The following is an 18348-nucleotide window of genomic DNA, read 5'->3' on the forward strand; positions in this document are numbered from 1 at the left end:
AAGGAAACATTTTAAGCTTTATATTCGAATTCTGAAAAGACTCAACAAAATTATATGACCAAAACTGATGTTCTGATTAAAAAAAGGCTTTTAGTAGCACCTCTTAACTGGGGATTAGGTCATGCCACTCGTTGCATCCCGCTGATTCAAGAACTCATAGCACATGATTTCGAGCCTGTCATTGCTAGTGATGGAAAAGCACTTTCATTATTAAAAAAAGAATTCCCTCATCTCGAGGCCATTGAACTTCCTTCTTATCGCATCATGTATCCAAAAAAGGGGCAACATTTTAAATTAAAATTGCTCCAAAGTTCTCCTAAAATGTTAAAGGCTATTAAAGCAGAACGAAAAGCCATTGCCCATATCATTACATCTCATAAAATTGATGGCATTATTTCTGACAACCGTTTAGGTGTTCACAGCAAAAAAGTTCCTTGCATCTTTATGACGCATCAATTGCAGGTCTTAAGTGGCAACACAACGTGGTTAAGCACGAAATTACATCAAAAAGTTATCAAACGCTTTCAAGAGTGCTGGGTACCAGATCACCTTGGAGAGGATAATTTAAGTGGTATTTTAGGGCATACTGCTTTTTATGATTTACCGGTAAAATATATTGGTCCGTTGAGTCGATTTAAGAAAGAGGAACTTCCTTCAAAGTATGATGTTTTAATCTTATTGTCTGGACCTGAACCACAGCGATCTTTGTTGGAGTCAAAACTTCTTGAATCTTTTAAATTGTTTCAGGGTAAGGTTCTTTTTATACGAGGAATTGTAGAAGAAAAAGTTCAGTGTGCGAAAGAAGGTCATCTCACAATCTATAACTTTATGACTAGTGAAGATTTGGGAAAAGCCATCAATGAAAGTCATCTAATTGTTGCGCGATCTGGTTACACAACAATAATGGATTTGGCGAAACTGAATAAAAAAGCTTTTTTTATTCCAACGCCTGGTCAATTTGAACAAGAATATCTAGCCGAACGCTTAAGTCATCTCGGCATCGCACCAAGTTGCTCACAAGATCAATTTAGTTTGGACAAATTAAATGATATCGATCATTACAAAGGGTTGAATACCTTAGACTATAAGGTCAACTATAAAAGATTATTTCGCCTTTTCAAGGGTAAATGAAAATTCACTTCCGACATTTAATTCACTTTCGACATAAATTTTCTCATCATGCGCTTCAATAATGTGTTTAACGATGGAGAGTCCAAGACCAGATCCGCCTTCTTTTCTTGAGCCACTTTTATCCACTCTGAAGAATCTCTCAAACAGTCTCGTCAAATTACTCTCTGAAATTCCCTCGCCATTATCGGTCACTCTCACGATAACTTTGTTCTTTATCAAATTTTCTATACTTACTTCTGTGGTGCCTTTTTCTTCACCATATTTTATAGAGTTCACAATGAGGTTGGTGAGTACCTGTTGGATGCGTTCTTTATCAGCAGACACCATAATGGGTTCCTTGTAATCAATATCGAATATGAGTGATATTTTCTTTTTAGAAGCTTTCATCTCCAAGAGATCGAACACACTTTCTACCAATTCGACAATATCGAATGTTTCAATGTTAAGTCTTAAATCGCCGACCTCCAATTTGGTAATCATGTCCAAATCTTTCACTATATAAATTAATCGTTCCAATCCCTTATTGGCTCTATTAAGATACTTTTCTCTCACTTTCATATCTTCAATAGCACCATCCAATAAGGTTAACAAATATCCTTGGACTGTAAACAATGGCGTTTTGAGTTCGTGTGAAATATTCCCCAAAAATTCCTTTCTGTACTCTTCCCTGACTTTTAAGGTTTCAATTTCTAATTTTTTGTCTTTCGCGTATTTATCAATTTCTTGAGTTAAGGTAGCCATATCCGTGGTGATCGGCTGTTTTCGGAGTGTTGTCGATTCTAATAAAGTCAGATCATCATAGATTTTCTTTACCCGTCGGTAAATGAAGCGCTCTACCCTAAATTGGATGATGATAAATGATACCACGTATGTTGTTAAGGTGAATAATAACAAATACCAAATGTTTATGGAAAGTACGAGGTACAAAAAAACACTCAAAATGAGCGTTAAAAACAAGGTAATGTACAAGGATGTTTTAAAGGCAAACTTGTACGTTTTTTTTAATTTATTTTGCATTAGTCTACGAACTTATAACCAACACCTTTAATAGTTTTAAACTTCTTATCTCCAATTTTTTCTCTGAGCTTTCTGATATGCACATCGATAGTGCGACCACCTACGACCACTTCATTGCCCCAGACCTTATCGAGTATCTCTTCACGTTTAAAAACTTTGTTTGGCTTTGTTGCTAACAAAGATAATAATTCAAATTCTTTTCTCGGCAACACTAATTCTTGACCCTTGATGGTTATTTTATATTCCTCCCTGTTGATGGTGAGATTTCCTATCTTTAGAACCTCATCTGTTTTGTCCTCTTCTTTTAATCGTCGCAATAAGGCTTTGACCTTACTTACCAACACTTTAGGCTTGATAGGCTTGGTAATGTAATCATCAGCACCAGCATCAAAACCAGCCATTTGAGAATAATCTTCCCCTCGAGCGGTTAGGAATGTAATGATAGTATCGCTCAAATCAGGCAATTTTCTAATTTGTTCACAGGCTTCAATACCATCCATTTCTGGCATCATCACATCCAAAATAATAAGTTGTGGTTTCTCCTTTTTCGCTTTTTTAACCGCTTCAATACCGTTCTCTGCAGTGATAATTTGATATCCTTGAGCAGATAAATTATACCCTACAATTTCTAATATATCGGGTTCATCATCCACGAGTAAAATCTTAATATCTCTTTTTTTCATTGATTTAATTGAAAAACATTTGTGTTGTAAAGATAGGATTTATAACAAAATGTTGTTTCATACAGGTAATTGATAACATTAAGTTAACTTAAAACGCTCACACAAGCCATTCCGTAAACGCTAAAAATGCCATGACTTTAATCATTAAATAACGATTTAGTAACGCAAACATTCGGTATAACTACAAAAACTAAGTATATTTGTATGCTTAATTTTTAATATTCAATTTAAATAAATAATTATGAAAAAACTTTACTTTTTATGTTTAACTGTATTGCTAACTTCTTTGTCTTTTGGTCAAGTGGTCATCAATGAAATTGATGCAGATACACCTGGTACTGATATGGCTGAGTTTATTGAACTTAAAGGAACGCCAAATGCATCTTTGGATGGTTTGGTTGTTGTACTTTACAATGGTTCCAATGATGAAAGTTATGCAGCCTTTGATTTAGACGGAAAAACCCTTGATGCTAATGGTTTCTTTATCTTAGGTAACACTTCAATTATCTCTGGAACAGATATCGATTTGGGAGCTAGTAATTCCTTACAAAACGGTGCTGATGCGGTCGCTCTTTATACAGCGAATGATACGGATTTTCCAAGTAACACACCAGTCACTTCTGTGAATTTGGTAGACGCTATCGTTTATGGAACAGGTGATGCTGATGATATGGAATTACTTAATGGACTTGGTGAAACAGTTCAGTATGATGAGAGCTTAAATGGTGCTAGCGATTCTGAATCTTTACAATTAAATATGGCCGGAACCGCTTATGAAACTAAAGTTCCAACCTTTAGAGACTCAAATGATGCTGCGGTTTGCGAACTTAGTTTGACAACGACAGGTGCTGTTTGTGATGCTTCTACAGCAGGTACTGACACTTACACAGCGACCGTAGATTTTGCTGGTGGTGGTACGACTATTTACACGGTTTCTGCCGATTCTGGAGTCGTTGATTTAAGCGCTGGAGATCCATCTATTGATGCTACCGGAACAATCACTGTAACTGGTGTTGCGGAAGGAACCGACGTTATTATTACCGTTCAAGATGGTGCTTTATGCGATTTGTCTGCAACTATTTTTACACCAGAATGTATCCCTTCAAATACCCTTCCTCTTTATGAAGGTTTTGACTACAGTATTGGTGAGGATTTAGGAAATACAACAAATTGGACGAACTATAGTGGTTCTGACAACCCAATTGATGTTGTTTCTGGAAGTTTATCATATCCTGGTTTAGTTACTTCTACAGGAAACGCTGTTTTCCTTGAAGGTGGTTTTATTGATTCGCAAATTGAGTTCACACCTGTAACTTCTGGTGAAGTTTATGCGTCTTTTATAATCAATGTGAGTGATTTATCAAATATCACGGATTTAACTGATGGTGGATACTTTGCGATTTTAGGAAACTTTGATGCTAGATTATGGGTTCACCCTGATACGGATCCTGTTGGAACAACTTATGATATTGCTTTAACGAATGGCAGTAGTGGTTCAAATTTTACAACGACAAAATATAACGTAGGAGATAACGTATTTGTAGTGATGAGCTACAACGTAGATACTGGAGCAATTAATGGTTGGATCAATCCTGCAGAGGCTGATCTAGGAGGTTCTGCACCAGCAGCCGTTTTGACGGATACTGACGGCTCTCCAAACCCTTCTGTCAACTTATTCTCTTTGAGACAAGATTCAACAGGAGAAACACCAGCCATCACTTTTGATGAATTGCGTATTGGTACGTCATGGAATGATGTCACACCAAACTTATTATCAACCAATGAATTTACGGCAGATAGCTTTAAGGTATATCCAAACCCTTCAGCTACTGGATACATTAACATTGTAGGTGCACAAAACGATCAAGTTTCTGTAGCTGTTTATGATGTTTTAGGAAAACAAGTTATCAATGAAGGATTGACGAATGAACGTTTGAATGTCGCGTCTTTGAATGCCGGTGTTTATGTTCTAAAAATCACTCAAAATAATGCTTCTGTCACTAAAAAATTAGTGATCAAGTAAGCGTTTGACATCCATATCAAAAAAGAGCGTTGTCGTTAGACAGCGCTTTTTTTATGTCTTAAATTTTCATTTGTATTAATTACTTTTGCATTCATGACTTTACCACAGGATATCTTTGCAATCACTTCTGAATCTGAATTTAAAAAGACAGCATTGGATATTTTCAAATTTCAATTTGAACACAATCCTGTTTATCGTTCGTTTTGTGATTTACTTTACAAACATCCGAGTGATATTAAGGAATGGCAGGAAATTCCTTTTATGCCAATTCAATTTTTTAAAAGCCATCAAGTAGTAAGTTCTAAAGCACCCGTCCAAGCTTGTTTTTCGAGCAGCGGCACCACAGGATCTGTAACGAGTAAACATCAAGTGGTAGACATATCTATTTACGAAGCAAGTTTCCGAAAAGCCTTCAGACACTTTTACGGTGACATTGAAGGTTACGTTGTTCTTGCACTTTTACCTAGTTATTTAGAACGCGAAGGTTCGTCATTAATTTACATGGTAAATGATATGATTGCTGCATCTAAACAACCTGAAAGCGGTTTTTATCTCAACGATATGGAGGCGCTTAAAGACCAACTTATTTCCCTAGATGCCAGAGGTCAATCTGTGCTACTCATAGGTGTTTCCTTTGCACTATTAGATTTAATTGAACACCATCAATTCAATTTAAAGCACACCACTATTATGGAAACTGGTGGCATGAAAGGACGACGAAAAGAATTGGTTCGCGAAGAACTCCATGCCATTTTAAAAACTGGTTTCGGCGTCTCTGAAATCCATAGTGAATATGGTATGACCGAACTTCTAAGTCAGGCTTACTCTCAAGGCAACGGACGTTTTCAATGTCCCAATTGGATGCGTGTTTTAACACGTGATCCTGAAGACGCATTAACGCTCTTAAAATCAGAGAAATCTGGTGGTTTAAATATTGTCGATTTAGCGAATATCAATTCTTGCTCGTTTATAGCAACTCAAGATTTAGGACGTGTATATCGCGATGGGAGTTTTGAAGTTATTGGCCGTTTTGATGCTAGTGACATTCGCGGTTGCAATTTAATGGTTTTGTAATCTTCCTTTAGGTATGTCGACCAAAGGTCTATGAAAAAACTTCTATTTACAATATTTATTTTCTTTAGCCTTTTTCTTGGCCACTCACAATCATCTAATTACAACACCTACAAAGGCTTTGGTGTTAAAGGTTATGACGTCGTAGCTTATTTCGATAATGAGGCCGTAAAAGGACATGAGCGTTACAGTATAACCTACAAGGAGGTCGTCTATAAATTTTCCTCTCAAGCACATCTTATGCGTTTTAAAAGTCAGCCGGAAAGATTTCTCCCTCAATATGGTGGTTATTGCGCTTATGCCGTTGCTTTAAAATCTGAAAAAGTAGATATCAATCCCAAAGCCTTTGAAATTAGGGATGGTAAGCTTTATCTTTTTTACAATGCTTGGGGATCGAACACCTTAAAATTATGGCAAAAAAATAATGTGAAAGGTTTACAGCATAAAGCCGACCAAAACTGGGAAGCTATGATTCTAGAATAGTTTAAAGAGTTCTATGAAAAAGAAGAATTAGCTTCTAATAATAGTTGATTGGTTAATGTTGAACGCCTGATTTACATCAGGCGTTTTTCTTTAAATAACTTTAATAATGTAGGTGTTTTTCTTGCCTTTGTTTAAAATAATATACTTGTCATTAATTAAATCTTCTGATGACAATTGGTAGTCTTCTTTCACTTTTTCCTTGTTAACAGCAACAGCATTTTCCTTTAAGGCACGACGCGCTTCACTATTAGAAGATAAAAAATTTGTTTGAGCTGCTAACGCACCAATCATATCAAGTTCTTGCAAATCATTTCTAGAAATTTCAGCTTGCGGAACACCTTCGAAAACATCTAAAAACGTTTTTTCATCCAAGGTCTTGATATCAGACTTGAAGGTTTTACTGAACAATATATTGGAGGCTTTTTCTGCGTTTTCAAAATCGGCACGAGAATGTACCATACATGTAATTTCTTCAGCTAAACGCTTTTGGAGACCACGTTGATGTGGTGCCTCTTGATGATTACTGACAATCGTAGCAATCTCCGTTTCGGATAAAAATGTAAAAATTTTAATATACTTCTCGGCATCTTCATCTGTAGAATTCAACCAATATTGATAAAATTTGTAAGGAGACGTTCTGTTAGCGTCCAACCAAACATTACCACCTTCAGATTTTCCAAATTTCGAGCCATCACTTTTCGTAATTAACGGACAGGTAATCGCGAAACCTTTCCCTTGGGCTATACGTCTAATCAATTCCGTTCCAGTAGTGATATTTCCCCATTGGTCGCTACCTCCCATTTGAATAGTACAGTTATTTTCTCTAAACAAATGAAGAAAATCATACCCTTGCACTAATTGATAGGTAAACTCTGTAAAAGACATCCCATCTGTAGATTCTGACGAAATTCTATTTTTAACAGAATCTTTTGCCATCATATAGTTGACAGTAATATGTTTCCCGACATCACGAATAAATTCCAGAAATGAAAAATCTTTCATCCAGTCATAGTTATTCACTAAAACTGCGGCATTTTCAGCATCACTTTCAAAATCTAAAAAATGGGATAATTGCTTTTTAATCGCATTTTGATTGTGTCGCAACGTCGACTCATCCAATAAGTTACGCTCACTAGATTTTCCCGAAGGATCACCTATCATTCCTGTGGCACCTCCAACTAAAGCCACTGGTTTATGACCACATCGCTGATAGTGTGCTAACAGCATAATTGGGACCAAATTACCGATGTGTAAAGAATCGGCAGTAGGATCAAAACCTACATAAGCAGATCGCATAGCCTCCATTAAATGCTCTTCGGCTCCTGGCATAGTATCATGGATCATACCTCTCCATTGCAATTCTTCAACAAAATTCTTTATCATAACAGCTTTATTAGTAATCATTCGCAAAGATAGATTTATACCTTAAAAGACAAAAGACAATTATAAAAAAGAGTAACTTTACCTTATGATTCTTGTCACTGGAGGAACAGGCTTAGTAGGCTCACATTTATTATTCCAATTGTTGAAAAGCAATGAGAAGGTTAGAGCAATTTACAGAAGAGCACACAAGCTAGAAACTGTAAAGCATGTCTTTGGATACTACACCAAAGATGTAGAAACACTATACAATAAGATTGAATGGGTGGAAGCCAATATCAATGACATACCTGCGTTAGCAGAAGCTTTCCATGGCGTGAGTTATGTTTATCATTGTGCAGCGTTTATCAGTTTTGAACCAGACAAATATTTTGAACTTCGCAAAGTGAATATCAAAGGCACTGCTAATATTGTCAATCTTTGTATCTCAAATCAAGTACAAAAATTATGTTATGTCAGTTCTATTGCTGCATTAGGACATGAACCTCATCCTGAAATTCCTGTTACAGAAGATACAGAATGGCAGCCAGAATTGGACCACAGCGTATATGCTATCACTAAATATGGCGCAGAATTAGAAGTATGGAGAGGCACCCAAGAAGGTGTGGATGCGGTTATCGTCAATCCAGGTATTATCTTAGGTCCAGGATATTGGAAAAGTGGTGGTAGTGGTAGCCTATTCCAACAAATACATAGAGGTCTCAGCTATTATCCTACTGGATCGTCTGCTTATGTAGACGTATGGGACGTCGTAACGGTCATGACAGAACTCATGGAAAAACCGATAAAAAATGAGCGCTATATCGTGATTGCTGAGAATGTAACTTTTAAAGATTTTCAGTATCAAGTGGCTAAAGCCTTACAGGTTAAACCGCCAAAAAAAGCGGCTTCAAAAGGGTTATTAAATATCCTATGGCGATTAGATTGGCTCAGACATAATCTTTTTGGTAAACGGAGACAATTATCAAAACAAATGGCACATTCTATTTCAGAAAGAACTATATATGATCACTCCAAAATAACCTCTGAACTCAATTTTGATTTCAAGCCAATCACCAAAACTATTTCGGAAGTCAGTGCCTTCTACCTGAAGGATTTACAAAGGTGATACCCTAACGATCTGACTTGATGGATACCTTATCGGCCTTTATTTTTTGGGTTGAATCAATAGCCATTTTCATCGAATCCTTTTTTCGCTTTATCTCCTTGGCTTCTTCTGCCATGGCTTTCTCGTACTTTTCTTTATCGCTTTTAATACGTTCTTCAATTTCACTGATCATGAGCTCGTATTCGCTCACGTCATACCCATAATATTCGTTGCTCAATGCAAATTGCAGACTATCGATATGATATTTCTCGAAAATATAATCTTGAGGATAAATCCCCTTGTTTTCGAGTTTTAACTTATTCCCTCCTTTGGCTGCACTTATAATAAAGACTTCGTAAAGCACATCCACCATTTTATCCCTCGGAATAAGGTTGTCAGGCTTCTTTGGTTTTCCTGAAGAATAACAACCAAATAGAGCAGCAATTAATATTAATAAACAGAGCTTTTTCATCTATTAAAAGTTAAACGTTTAGCCACCTTAACATCTAAAACCTTAAAATTATTGTACACTAAAGACCCATTGAGAAACGTGTGGGTAATACGCGATTTGAACGTCGTGCCTTCAAAAGGAGACCATCCGCATTTATAAAGAATGTTTTCCTTTTTAACCGACCACGGACTATTTAAATCGACAATCACTAAATCCGCAAAATATCCAGCCTTGATATAGCCTCGTTTCTCTACTTGGAATAAGATTGCTGGGTTGTGAGCCATCTTTTCAACTATTTTTGGAAGCCCAATTTTACCTTTGTGATACATTTCCAACATGGCTACCAAAGCATGTTGCACTAGTGGTCCTCCTGAAGGTGCTTTCGTATATTTGTTATTTTTCTCTTCCAAGGTATGTGGTGCATGGTCTGTAGCAATCACATCAATTCTATCATCTAATAATGCCTTCCACAATAAATCACGGTCTTTGGCAGTTTTTACAGCTGGATTCCATTTAATATGAGTCCCTTTTTTTGCATAGTCTTCATCACTAAACCAAAGGTGATGGATGCAAACTTCTGCTGTAATTTTCTTGTCTTTTAAAGGGATTTTATTTGTAAATAACTGTGTCTCCTTTCCAGTAGATAAGTGGAACACATGCAATCTAGCTCCTGTTTTCTTTGCCAATTCAATGGCCTTAGATGAAGACAAATAACAGGCTTCCTCACTTCTTATAATCGGGTGCTTTTCTATGGGAATATCTTCTCCGAATTCAGCGAGATGAGCTTCCATATTTTTTCTGATGGTTGCTTCATCTTCGCAATGCACAGAAATCACCATATCCGTACTACTGAATATTTTTTCTAATACCTCAGGATTATCAACAAGCATATTTCCGGTAGATGATCCCAAAAACAATTTTAATCCAGCAACAGTTTTAGGGTTGACTTTTAAAATTTCTTCCAAATTATCATTTGTGCCTCCAAACATAAATGAGTAATTGGCAAAAGAGGTATTGGCTGCGATTTCGAACTTCTCCTCCAGTTTCTCAACCGTGGTCGTTTGCGGATTAGTGTTAGGCATTTCTATGAATGAGGTAATTCCACCAGCCAAAGCAGCTCTCGATTCGGAGGCTATATCTGCCTTATGGGTTAGTCCAGGCTCTCTAAAATGAACTTGATCATCAATAACTCCAGGGAATACATAATTCCCTTCGGCATCAATGATTTGAACATCGGCAGATTTCGCACTTATGGAATCGGAGACTTCTTTAATTAATTCCCCTTCAATTAAAATATCCCCTTCAAAAACTTTGCCTTCGTTAACTATTTTGGCATTCTTAATAAGTTTGGTATTATACTGCATTGGATTAATTGAATACACTATTAAACTTCATTTTTATAACTCCAAAAATAGCTTCAGAAATAATCCCTCCACTCATTTTAGATTTTCCTTTGGTTCTATCTGTAAAGATGACGGGAATCTCTACAATTTTAAACTTGTGTAAATGTGCCTTAAACTTCATTTCTATTTGAAATGCATAACCAACAAATTTGATATCATCCAAATTGATAGTCTCAAGCACCTTTCGTTTGAAACATACAAAACCTGCCGTTGTATCGGCAATTTTCATACGTGTGATGAATTTCACATATTTGGAGGCAAAATACGATAACAATAATCGTTTCATATCCCAATCAACAACATTCACCGTATTGTTTATATAACGCGAACCAATGGACATATCTGCACCTTCAATAGCGCAGGCGTTATATAAATATATGAGGTCAGCTGGATTATGCGAAAAGTCTGCATCCATTTCAAATATAAAATTATAAGAACGCTCCAGAGCCCATTTAAATCCTGCGATATAAGCCGTTCCCAATCCCGTTTTATTAGCCCTAGTTAACAAATGGAGTTGGTCTTTAAACTCGTTTTGAAGCCCTATCACTTTATCTCCTGTGCCGTCAGGTGAATTATCATCAACTACCAAAATATCAAACCTCATGCCTTGGGCAAAAACCGCTCTTATGATAGATTCGATATTTTCTATTTCATTATAAGTTGGTATGATTACAATGGCATCTGACATGCAGTTTAGTCTTGATTTTAATTGGTCTGACAAAACAAAAGTAAGCGTTTTATCATTTAAAATTAAGTGATAAAATCATAAACATTGTTAATCTTGTCATATTGATTTTAAGATGTGTATTTTAACCCGTGGAATCATCAATTTTTCTTACTAATTTTGTGACATGCTCAGAAACATCATTTCCAATGATTGGTTTACCCTATTTCTTGTGTTAGCACTGATTTGTCTAACATTGAGCAAGTACTTATTTGCACACCGATTTAAAGATTTTTTAGCTGTTATCGGTAATTCCAAATATTTAAAAATCTACGCGAGAGATCAAAAATTTATAGATGGGTTTGATGCCTTATTGTACATCAATCTCATCATTTCTATCTCCATATTTGCATATATGAGTTATGCGACGGTGATTCATCCAACAGCATTTGACCTCTATGAATTCTTCAAATTGGCTTTTGGAATTGGCGTTCTGTTTCTCATAAAAATACTTCTAGAACGTTTGATTGCGAGTTTATTTGATATTGATGAGCTAGTTGATTACTACTTATTTCAGAAAACCACTTTCAAAAATTATACAGGCTTAGTCATCTTTCCAATTAATTGTATTTTAATCTACACGATTGAGCCTAATGCCACAATAATTTATGTAGTGATAGGGTTGATTGTTCTTATCAATCTCATAGGATTTTTTTCATCCTTTAAAAATCATCAAAAATTACTTTTGAATAACATATTCTATTTTATTTTGTATCTTTGCGCACTTGAAATCGGACCCTATCTGATTTTATATAAGTTAATTAAAGATTTCAACGCTTAAAACACTTTAAGGAATATGACGAAAGTGAAAACAATTTTAGTATCTCAACCAGAACCTAAAATAGAAAATTCGCCTTACTTTGATCTTCAAGAAAAACAAAAAGTAAAAATTGATTTCAGACCATTTATTCATGTTGAAGGTGTAGAAGCCAAAGAGATAAGACAACAAAAAGTCGATCTTGCTTCTTACACGGCAATTATACTTACTAGTAGAAATTCTGTGGATCATTTCTTTAGAGTCGCTGATGAAATGCGATTCAAAGTGCCAGACACGATGAAATATTTTTGTCAGTCTGAAGCGGTTGCCTACTATCTTCAGAAATACGTGGTATACAGAAAGCGTAAAATTTATGTTGGAAAGCGAACATTTGCTGATTTGTCTCCATTGATTAAAAAATATAAAGACGAGAGCTTCCTTTTGCCAACCACTGATAAATTGAAACCTGAGGTTCCTGAAATTTTAAATAATTTGAACGTAAAGTGGAAACAAGCTGTTTTTTACAAAACGGTTATTAGTGACTTATCAGATTTAGCAAATGTCTATTATGATATTTTGGTATTTTTTAGTCCGTCTGGTATCGAATCATTATTCCATAATTTTCCGGAATTCAAACAAAATGATACGCGTATTGCGGTCTTCGGAAATACGACTATCAAAGCCGTTGAATCTCATGGCTTACGCGTAGATATTTCAGCGCCAACACCTGAAACGCCATCCATGACTATGGCTTTAGAGAAATATATTGAAAAGACAAATAAAGGAAAATAATAAGTAGTTACCTTTTTGAGCATAAAAAAGCGGTTCCATTAACTTGAAACCGCTTTTCTTTTTTGTTATCTAATGATTTATTAGAATCCATAGCGTTGTGGGCCTCCTCTTCGGATTTCCTCACTAGCAAATTCCTCAAATTTCTTAAAGTTTTCACGAAACGCATTGGCTAATTTAAAGGCCGTTTTATAATACGCCTGATCGTCATTCCAAGTTGTTCTCGGACTGAGCACCTCACTTGGTACACCAGGACAAGTTCTAGGTTGCGCGACACCAAATACAGAGTGAATATGGTAATCGTCGTAATTATACAACCCTAAATCACCATTGAGCACTGCATTAATCATGGCACGTGTGTATTTGAGCTTCATTCGAGTCCCAACACCATAAGAACCACCTGTCCAGCCCGTGTTAACAAGCCATACATTGACACCAGCATCTTTCATTTTTTTGCTCAACATATCGGCATACTCCGTTGGGTGTAAAGGCATAAATGGCGCACCAAAACATGCTGAAAAACTTGGGACTGGCTCATCTATTCCCGCTTCAGTTCCAGCCACTTTCGCTGTATAACCAGAAATGAAATGGTATGCTGCCTGACTTGGTGTTAATTTAGAAATTGGAGGTAACACTCCAAAAGCATCTGCTGTTAAGAAGAAAATGTTTTTAGGGTTTTTACCAATTGATGGAACTCTAATATTTTCAATATGATGTATCGGGTAACTTACCCTAGTATTCTGTGTTATGGACGTATCTGAAAAATCTACTTGTCCTTGACTGTCAAGAATCACATTTTCGAGAATTGCCCCTTTCTTAATAGCCTCAAAAATCTCAGGCTCTTGCTCTTGTGATAAATTAATGACTTTGGCATAGCAACCGCCTTCAAAATTAAAGACTGTATTCTCATTGGTCCATCCGTGTTCATCATCACCAATCAAACTGCGTTCAGGATCGGTTGATAAGGTGGTCTTTCCTGTTCCAGACAAACCAAAGAAGATTGCTGTGTCACCATCTTTACCAACATTTGCACTGCAGTGCATAGGTAATGTATTCTTAAAGACAGGCAAAATAAAGTTAAGTGCTGAAAAAATACCTTTTTTAATCTCTCCAGTATAACCTGTCCCACCAATCAATGCTATTTTTCTTGTAAAATCAAGTATCGCAAAATTGTGTTGTCTCGTACCATCCACTTCTGGATCTGCCATAAATCCGGGAGCATTAACAATCGTCCATTCTGGATTGAAATTAGTCAATTCTTCTTTACTAGGACGTAAAAACATATTGTAAGCAAACATGTTACTCCAAGGATATTCATTTATGACACGAATATTCAATTTATAATTGTCATCTGCACAAGCATAACTATCTCTCACAAAAACTTCCTTTTCTGATAGATATGCTGTGACCTTATCATATAGCTTTTGAAATTTATCTGTATCAAAAGGAATATTGATATTTCCCCACCAAACACGGTCTTTTGTGATATCATCCTTTACAATGAATCTATCTTTCGGTGAGCGACCCGTAAATTCTCCAGTGTTAACGGCTAGTGTTTTATTCGATGTCTCAACGCCTTGGCCCTTAGATACTGTAATCTCCTGTAATTCATCAGGAGACAATTGATATCTCACTTTGGCATTTTTAATGCCATAGGCATCTAGCGAAATCGTTTGCGTAATATCTGTATGGTTTACCATAATTTGTTTGTGTTGTTTAAGTTGCAAAATTAAACATTATTATAAAAGTAGGCTGTTTATTTTAAGATTTATCACGCTTGTTTTTCAAAATCTTTATTAACAATACCACCCAAGCTACTATCAGTAACAAGCCTCCAATTGGTGTCACAAACCCTATAGTTTTAAAATCAAAGCTGGTTAATTGGTTGGTAGACAAACCATAAATTGAACCTGAAAAAAGCAACACTCCAAGTAGTACCAAAATAAGAATTATACGTTTTGCTTTTTCACGAATAACATCCAAACTTCCAATGAACAATAAGAATAGTGCATGGTACATTTGATATCGCACACCTGTTTCAAAAGTCTGTTGGGATTCTACTGAAATAAGAGACTTAAGTCCGTGTGCCCCAAAAGCACCCAGAATTATTCCCAAAACACCCAGTAAGCACGCTGTCAATAAAATTATTTTGTTCATATATTAGTGGCATTAAGATTTTTTGAACCCTCAGTATTTACTAAATTCGTATCCAATTTAATTTAGAAGATTAAACGCTATACGTCTTCGGTAATTACTAAAGGGTGATAGCGTTTAACACATACAAATTTACTCAAGAAAACCCATTATGCGAAAGATTTTAGTTATAGGTTCTGGAAAATCAACCTCATACTTAATAAAATATTTACTAGAAAAATCTCATGAAGAACATCTACATATCATTGTAGGTGATATTGATATTCAAAATGCTCGGAAATTAATAAATAATCACGAAAATGCGAATGCGATTACCTTAGACGTTTTTGATCAATCATCTAGACGTGCTGCTATAGAAAATGCCGATATCGTAGTATCGATGCTACCTGCTAGATTTCATATTGAAGTCGCTAAAGATTGCGTCACTCTAGGTAAAAATATGGTGACTGCTTCATATGTTAGTGATGACATGCAAAAACTGAACCATGCCGTAACGGAGAAAGGGCTCGTATTTATGAATGAAATTGGTGTCGATCCAGGTATTGATCATATGAGCGCTATGAAAGTCATTGATAACATTCGTGATAAAGGAGGAAAGATGGTTTTGTTTGAATCGTTTACTGGTGGATTAGTGGCTCCGGAAAGTGATAACAACTTATGGAATTACAAATTTACTTGGAATCCGAGAAATGTGGTCGTGGCCGGACAAGGTGGTGCTGCTAAGTTCCTTCAAGAAGGCACCTATAAATACATCCCATACAACCGATTGTTTAGACGAACGGAATTTCTGGATGTTGAAGGTTACGGCCGTTTTGAAGCCTATGCCAATAGAGATTCCTTAAAATATCAAGATGTTTACGGCCTCAATGACATTAAAACACTGTATCGTGGAACGATGCGTCGTGTGGGATTTAGCCGTGCATGGAATATGTTTGTACAACTTGGAATGACAGATGACAGCTATACGATAGATGATAGTGAAAATATGAGTTATCGTGATTATGTAAATGCCTTTCTACCTTACAGTCCTACTGATTCTGTAGAATTAAAGTTCCGACATGCACTCAAAATAGACCAAGATGATATTGTTTGGGATAAACTGGAAGAATTAGACGTTTTCAGTAAAACAAAAATGGTTGAACTTAAAAAAGCGACACCGGCTCAAATTCTACAGAAAATTCTAATGGATAGCTGGACATTGGAGGCAGATGATAAAGACATGATTGTGATGTATCACAAATTTGGATATGAACTCAACGGAAAACATCATCAAATAGATTCTACTATGGTGACGATTGGTGAGGATCAAACATATACCGCAATGGCAAAAACAGTAGGCCTTCCAGTAGCCATTGCTACGCTCGCCATTCTTAATGAAGTCATCACAACACCTGGTGTTCAAATTCCGATTTCCAAAGAAGTTTACAATCCTATATTGGCTGAATTAGAAGATTTCGGAATGAAGTTTTCTGAAAAGGAAGTCCCTTATTTAGGTTATAACCCCTTGAATGTTTAAACCATGAAAATTGTCAACCAAAATATCCAAATTGACGGTATCGATAAAAAGATATTGCGCGCTTTGATGGCTGATGCTAGAACACCTATCTTAGAAATCGCAAGAATGGTTGGTATTTCTGGTGCAGCGATACATCAACGTCTGAGAAAATTAGAAAAGTCTGGATTAATCTCAGGATCTAAGTTTGTTATTAACCCAAAAGTTTTGGGTTATACCACCATGGCATTTATTGGCATTTATCTCGACAAGGCGATTAGTAACCCGGAAGCTGTTAAACAATTACAAAAAATTCCTGAAGTTTTAGAATGTCATTATACTACAGGAAATTGGAGCATATTTATCAAAATTCTATGTAAGGATAATGAGCATCTCATGCATGTTCTCAATCGTGACATCCAATCAATCACAGGTGTTTCTAGAACCGAAACATTTATTTCTTTAAATCAGCAAATCGATAGACAAATCAACATATAAGTAAAAAGGCAATTCAATAGAATTGCCTTTTTTATAAGATTTAAAAGCGAGGATTACTGAATTAATAGCTTCTTAATAGTAGATCCCTTTTTTGATACAATTTCCAAGAGATACATCCCTGAAGATAACGTATTGCTTAAATCAAGGGATTGATCACCAGAGGCACCATTTAAATCATAAGACCTAATACGACGTCCATTAACATCATTAATGGTAAGCGTTTCTAATGCTACACCAGAATTCTTGATAATAATCTGACCTTTTGACGGGTTTGGGTACACAGAAATAACAGTTCCAAGATTAAATTCATTTGTTGAAAGTGCCAAAATATTTAATTTGTCTGGAATAGCTGCAACTAGTGCATTATATGGCGAATCAAGTAGATCATTAGCGCCTACATAATTCGCTGGGTTTGTGAGAGCAATCTTGGCATCTTGAATTGTAGTAAACGTATAGCTTCCACTGTAAACAGCATTATCAAATTCTTGTGAAGGTAATGGCCCTGAACCAACGGCCACTGCTGTTCTTGGCAGGCCAACACCAGTTAAACCTGTAAATAAATTAGTTTCTGTCGTACTATTGCTGTCGTCGCCCGAAAAGGTAGTGGATGATCCACTCAAAATAAAAATTAATGATGGTGACTCACCTGTGCCTTGCAAAACAGTAATTGAATCTCCGCCTGTTGAAAGTGACATTCCGGTAGCGCTTGTAATGACACTATCTCCTGAATAGTTGCTAAATTCTGGACTAGGAACTGCAAAATTATAACTTATGATTTCACCTGCTTCAATACCAGACACTGGAACAGTGTACCTATTAGCACCTTCTCCACAGCCTGCAGGATCAAAAGTTCCTGCGGGAACCGCGCCACAATCGGTAAAAAGAATTTGGGTGCCACCTTCTAAGTCTACGAATGTCGTAAATGCAAACGAGTCAGGTGTATCGGCTTGATACCATAATATGGCAATATCGCCAGGTACTAAAGTAGTTTGGGCTTGAGTTCGTTGCATGCCTAGCGCGCAACTCATCAAAAATGGTAATAAAAGTAATTTTGTTTTCATAATAGCTTATATTGGATTAATTAATTGTATATGCCGAATTTAGTACTAGTAATACCTTTAGTACGGTTTCTACTTTTAAGCACATAGGTTCAGCGACTAATATCCAACCACGAGACCATTATAGGATTTGAGAACTATAAAATC

18 protein-coding genes are annotated in these 18348 nt (G+C 36.1%); 9 read left to right on the top strand and 9 right to left on the bottom strand.

Annotated features, from left to right (window positions below; all coding sequences use genetic code 11):
- Nucleotides 1–54: 54 nt before the first annotated feature.
- Nucleotides 55–1131 (top strand): glycosyltransferase, encoded by a 1077-nt coding sequence (locus tag ACU8DI_RS02330; RefSeq protein WP_447111122.1) that lies wholly within the window; start codon nt 55–57, stop codon nt 1129–1131.
- On the opposite strand, the gene ACU8DI_RS02335 is transcribed toward ACU8DI_RS02330, so the two are convergent.
- Nucleotides 1105–2148: a sensor histidine kinase gene (locus ACU8DI_RS02335; protein ID WP_447111123.1), complete on the bottom strand. Its 1044-nt coding sequence runs from the start codon at nt 2146–2148 to the stop codon at nt 1105–1107. The genes ACU8DI_RS02330 and ACU8DI_RS02335 overlap by 27 nt on opposite strands.
- A complete protein-coding gene (locus ACU8DI_RS02340) occupies nt 2148–2831 on the bottom strand; it encodes a response regulator transcription factor (protein ID WP_447111124.1) in 684 nt (227 codons plus the stop codon). Before ACU8DI_RS02340 ends, ACU8DI_RS02335 begins: the two co-directional genes overlap by 1 nt.
- Nucleotides 2832–3072: 241 nt before the next feature.
- Here ACU8DI_RS02340 and ACU8DI_RS02345 point away from each other — a divergent pair, with 241 nt between their 5' ends.
- From ACU8DI_RS02345 to ACU8DI_RS02355, 3 genes are all read left to right on the top strand, one after another.
- Nucleotides 3073–4854, top strand: coding sequence for a T9SS type A sorting domain-containing protein (locus tag ACU8DI_RS02345; RefSeq protein ID WP_447111125.1), 1782 nt, complete (start codon nt 3073–3075; stop codon nt 4852–4854).
- 93 nt (nt 4855–4947) lie between these two features.
- Nucleotides 4948–5928, top strand: a complete 981-nt coding sequence (locus ACU8DI_RS02350) for a LuxE/PaaK family acyltransferase (protein ID WP_447111126.1) — start codon at nt 4948–4950, stop codon at nt 5926–5928.
- A 30-nt stretch (nt 5929–5958) separates the two neighbouring features.
- Nucleotides 5959–6408 carry a YHS domain-containing (seleno)protein gene (locus ACU8DI_RS02355; protein ID WP_447111127.1) on the top strand — a complete coding sequence of 150 codons (450 nt, stop codon included), beginning with the start codon at nt 5959–5961 and terminating at the stop codon, nt 6406–6408.
- Between the two features lie 90 nt (nt 6409–6498).
- On the opposite strand, the gene tyrS is transcribed toward ACU8DI_RS02355, so the two are convergent.
- Nucleotides 6499–7791 (bottom strand): tyrosine--tRNA ligase, encoded by a 1293-nt coding sequence (tyrS, locus tag ACU8DI_RS02360; RefSeq protein WP_447111562.1) that lies wholly within the window; start codon nt 7789–7791, stop codon nt 6499–6501.
- 85 nt (nt 7792–7876) lie between these two features.
- Here tyrS and ACU8DI_RS02365 point away from each other — a divergent pair, with 85 nt between their 5' ends.
- Complete coding sequence (locus ACU8DI_RS02365; protein ID WP_447111128.1) at nt 7877–8896, top strand: NAD-dependent epimerase/dehydratase family protein; 1020 nt, start codon at nt 7877–7879, stop codon at nt 8894–8896.
- Between the two features lie 4 nt (nt 8897–8900).
- On the opposite strand, the gene ACU8DI_RS02370 is transcribed toward ACU8DI_RS02365, so the two are convergent.
- From ACU8DI_RS02370 to ACU8DI_RS02380, 3 genes are read right to left on the bottom strand one after another with little or no spacing between them, the layout of a single operon-like run.
- Nucleotides 8901–9347, bottom strand: a complete 447-nt coding sequence (locus ACU8DI_RS02370) for a DUF4296 domain-containing protein (protein ID WP_447111129.1) — start codon at nt 9345–9347, stop codon at nt 8901–8903.
- Entirely contained in the window at nt 9344–10690 is a 1347-nt protein-coding gene (locus ACU8DI_RS02375) for a dihydroorotase (RefSeq protein WP_447111130.1), read from the bottom strand. Before ACU8DI_RS02375 ends, ACU8DI_RS02370 begins: the two co-directional genes overlap by 4 nt.
- Nucleotides 10691–10694: 4 nt before the next feature.
- On the bottom strand, nt 10695–11417 hold the full coding sequence (locus ACU8DI_RS02380) for a polyprenol monophosphomannose synthase (protein WP_447111131.1): 723 nt from the start codon (nt 11415–11417) through the stop codon (nt 10695–10697).
- 163 nt (nt 11418–11580) lie between these two features.
- Here ACU8DI_RS02380 and ACU8DI_RS02385 point away from each other — a divergent pair, with 163 nt between their 5' ends.
- Together ACU8DI_RS02385 and ACU8DI_RS02390 are read left to right on the top strand one after the other, a co-directional pair.
- Nucleotides 11581–12234, top strand: a complete 654-nt coding sequence (locus tag ACU8DI_RS02385; protein ID WP_447111132.1) for a DUF4271 domain-containing protein — start codon at nt 11581–11583, stop codon at nt 12232–12234.
- A 15-nt stretch (nt 12235–12249) separates the two neighbouring features.
- The gene (locus ACU8DI_RS02390; protein ID WP_447111133.1) at nt 12250–13002 is read left to right on the top strand and encodes a uroporphyrinogen-III synthase; all 753 of its coding nucleotides are present in this window, start codon (nt 12250–12252) and stop codon (nt 13000–13002) included.
- An 80-nt stretch (nt 13003–13082) separates the two neighbouring features.
- Here ACU8DI_RS02390 and pckA read toward each other — a convergent pair whose 3' ends face one another.
- On the bottom strand, nt 13083–14699 hold the full coding sequence (gene pckA / locus ACU8DI_RS02395) for a phosphoenolpyruvate carboxykinase (ATP) (RefSeq protein ID WP_447111134.1): 1617 nt from the start codon (nt 14697–14699) through the stop codon (nt 13083–13085).
- Nucleotides 14700–14760: 61 nt separating this feature from the next.
- Nucleotides 14761–15156 carry a DUF423 domain-containing protein gene (locus tag ACU8DI_RS02400; RefSeq protein ID WP_447111135.1) on the bottom strand — a complete coding sequence of 132 codons (396 nt, stop codon included), beginning with the start codon at nt 15154–15156 and terminating at the stop codon, nt 14761–14763.
- Between the two features lie 148 nt (nt 15157–15304).
- Here ACU8DI_RS02400 and ACU8DI_RS02405 point away from each other — a divergent pair, with 148 nt between their 5' ends.
- Together ACU8DI_RS02405 and ACU8DI_RS02410 are read left to right on the top strand one after the other, a co-directional pair.
- A complete protein-coding gene (locus ACU8DI_RS02405; protein ID WP_447111136.1) occupies nt 15305–16669 on the top strand; it encodes a saccharopine dehydrogenase family protein in 1365 nt (454 codons plus the stop codon).
- Between the two features lie 3 nt (nt 16670–16672).
- The gene (locus tag ACU8DI_RS02410; RefSeq protein WP_447111137.1) at nt 16673–17143 is read left to right on the top strand and encodes an Lrp/AsnC ligand binding domain-containing protein; all 471 of its coding nucleotides are present in this window, start codon (nt 16673–16675) and stop codon (nt 17141–17143) included.
- Between the two features lie 53 nt (nt 17144–17196).
- On the opposite strand, the gene ACU8DI_RS02415 is transcribed toward ACU8DI_RS02410, so the two are convergent.
- The gene (locus ACU8DI_RS02415; protein WP_447111138.1) at nt 17197–18204 is read right to left on the bottom strand and encodes a T9SS type A sorting domain-containing protein; all 1008 of its coding nucleotides are present in this window, start codon (nt 18202–18204) and stop codon (nt 17197–17199) included.
- Nucleotides 18205–18348: the final 144 nt, after the last annotated feature.

The sequence above is a fragment of the Psychroserpens sp. BH13MA-6 genome, assembly GCF_052983595.1.

Coding starts and splice junctions, on each gene's coding strand:
- ACU8DI_RS02330 (WP_447111122.1), top strand. CDS start 55: ATGACCAAAACTGATGTTCTGATTAAAAAAAGGCTTTTAGTAGCACCT.
- ACU8DI_RS02335 (WP_447111123.1), bottom strand. CDS start 2,148: ATGCAAAATAAATTAAAAAAAACGTACAAGTTTGCCTTTAAAACATCC.
- ACU8DI_RS02340 (WP_447111124.1), bottom strand. CDS start 2,831: ATGAAAAAAAGAGATATTAAGATTTTACTCGTGGATGATGAACCCGAT.
- ACU8DI_RS02345 (WP_447111125.1), top strand. CDS start 3,073: ATGAAAAAACTTTACTTTTTATGTTTAACTGTATTGCTAACTTCTTTG.
- ACU8DI_RS02350 (WP_447111126.1), top strand. CDS start 4,948: ATGACTTTACCACAGGATATCTTTGCAATCACTTCTGAATCTGAATTT.
- ACU8DI_RS02355 (WP_447111127.1), top strand. CDS start 5,959: ATGAAAAAACTTCTATTTACAATATTTATTTTCTTTAGCCTTTTTCTT.
- tyrS (WP_447111562.1), bottom strand. CDS start 7,791: ATGATAAAGAATTTTGTTGAAGAATTGCAATGGAGAGGTATGATCCAT.
- ACU8DI_RS02365 (WP_447111128.1), top strand. CDS start 7,877: ATGATTCTTGTCACTGGAGGAACAGGCTTAGTAGGCTCACATTTATTA.
- ACU8DI_RS02370 (WP_447111129.1), bottom strand. CDS start 9,347: ATGAAAAAGCTCTGTTTATTAATATTAATTGCTGCTCTATTTGGTTGT.
- ACU8DI_RS02375 (WP_447111130.1), bottom strand. CDS start 10,690: ATGCAGTATAATACCAAACTTATTAAGAATGCCAAAATAGTTAACGAA.
- ACU8DI_RS02380 (WP_447111131.1), bottom strand. CDS start 11,417: ATGTCAGATGCCATTGTAATCATACCAACTTATAATGAAATAGAAAAT.
- ACU8DI_RS02385 (WP_447111132.1), top strand. CDS start 11,581: ATGCTCAGAAACATCATTTCCAATGATTGGTTTACCCTATTTCTTGTG.
- ACU8DI_RS02390 (WP_447111133.1), top strand. CDS start 12,250: ATGACGAAAGTGAAAACAATTTTAGTATCTCAACCAGAACCTAAAATA.
- pckA (WP_447111134.1), bottom strand. CDS start 14,699: ATGGTAAACCATACAGATATTACGCAAACGATTTCGCTAGATGCCTAT.
- ACU8DI_RS02400 (WP_447111135.1), bottom strand. CDS start 15,156: ATGAACAAAATAATTTTATTGACAGCGTGCTTACTGGGTGTTTTGGGA.
- ACU8DI_RS02405 (WP_447111136.1), top strand. CDS start 15,305: ATGCGAAAGATTTTAGTTATAGGTTCTGGAAAATCAACCTCATACTTA.
- ACU8DI_RS02410 (WP_447111137.1), top strand. CDS start 16,673: ATGAAAATTGTCAACCAAAATATCCAAATTGACGGTATCGATAAAAAG.
- ACU8DI_RS02415 (WP_447111138.1), bottom strand. CDS start 18,204: ATGAAAACAAAATTACTTTTATTACCATTTTTGATGAGTTGCGCGCTA.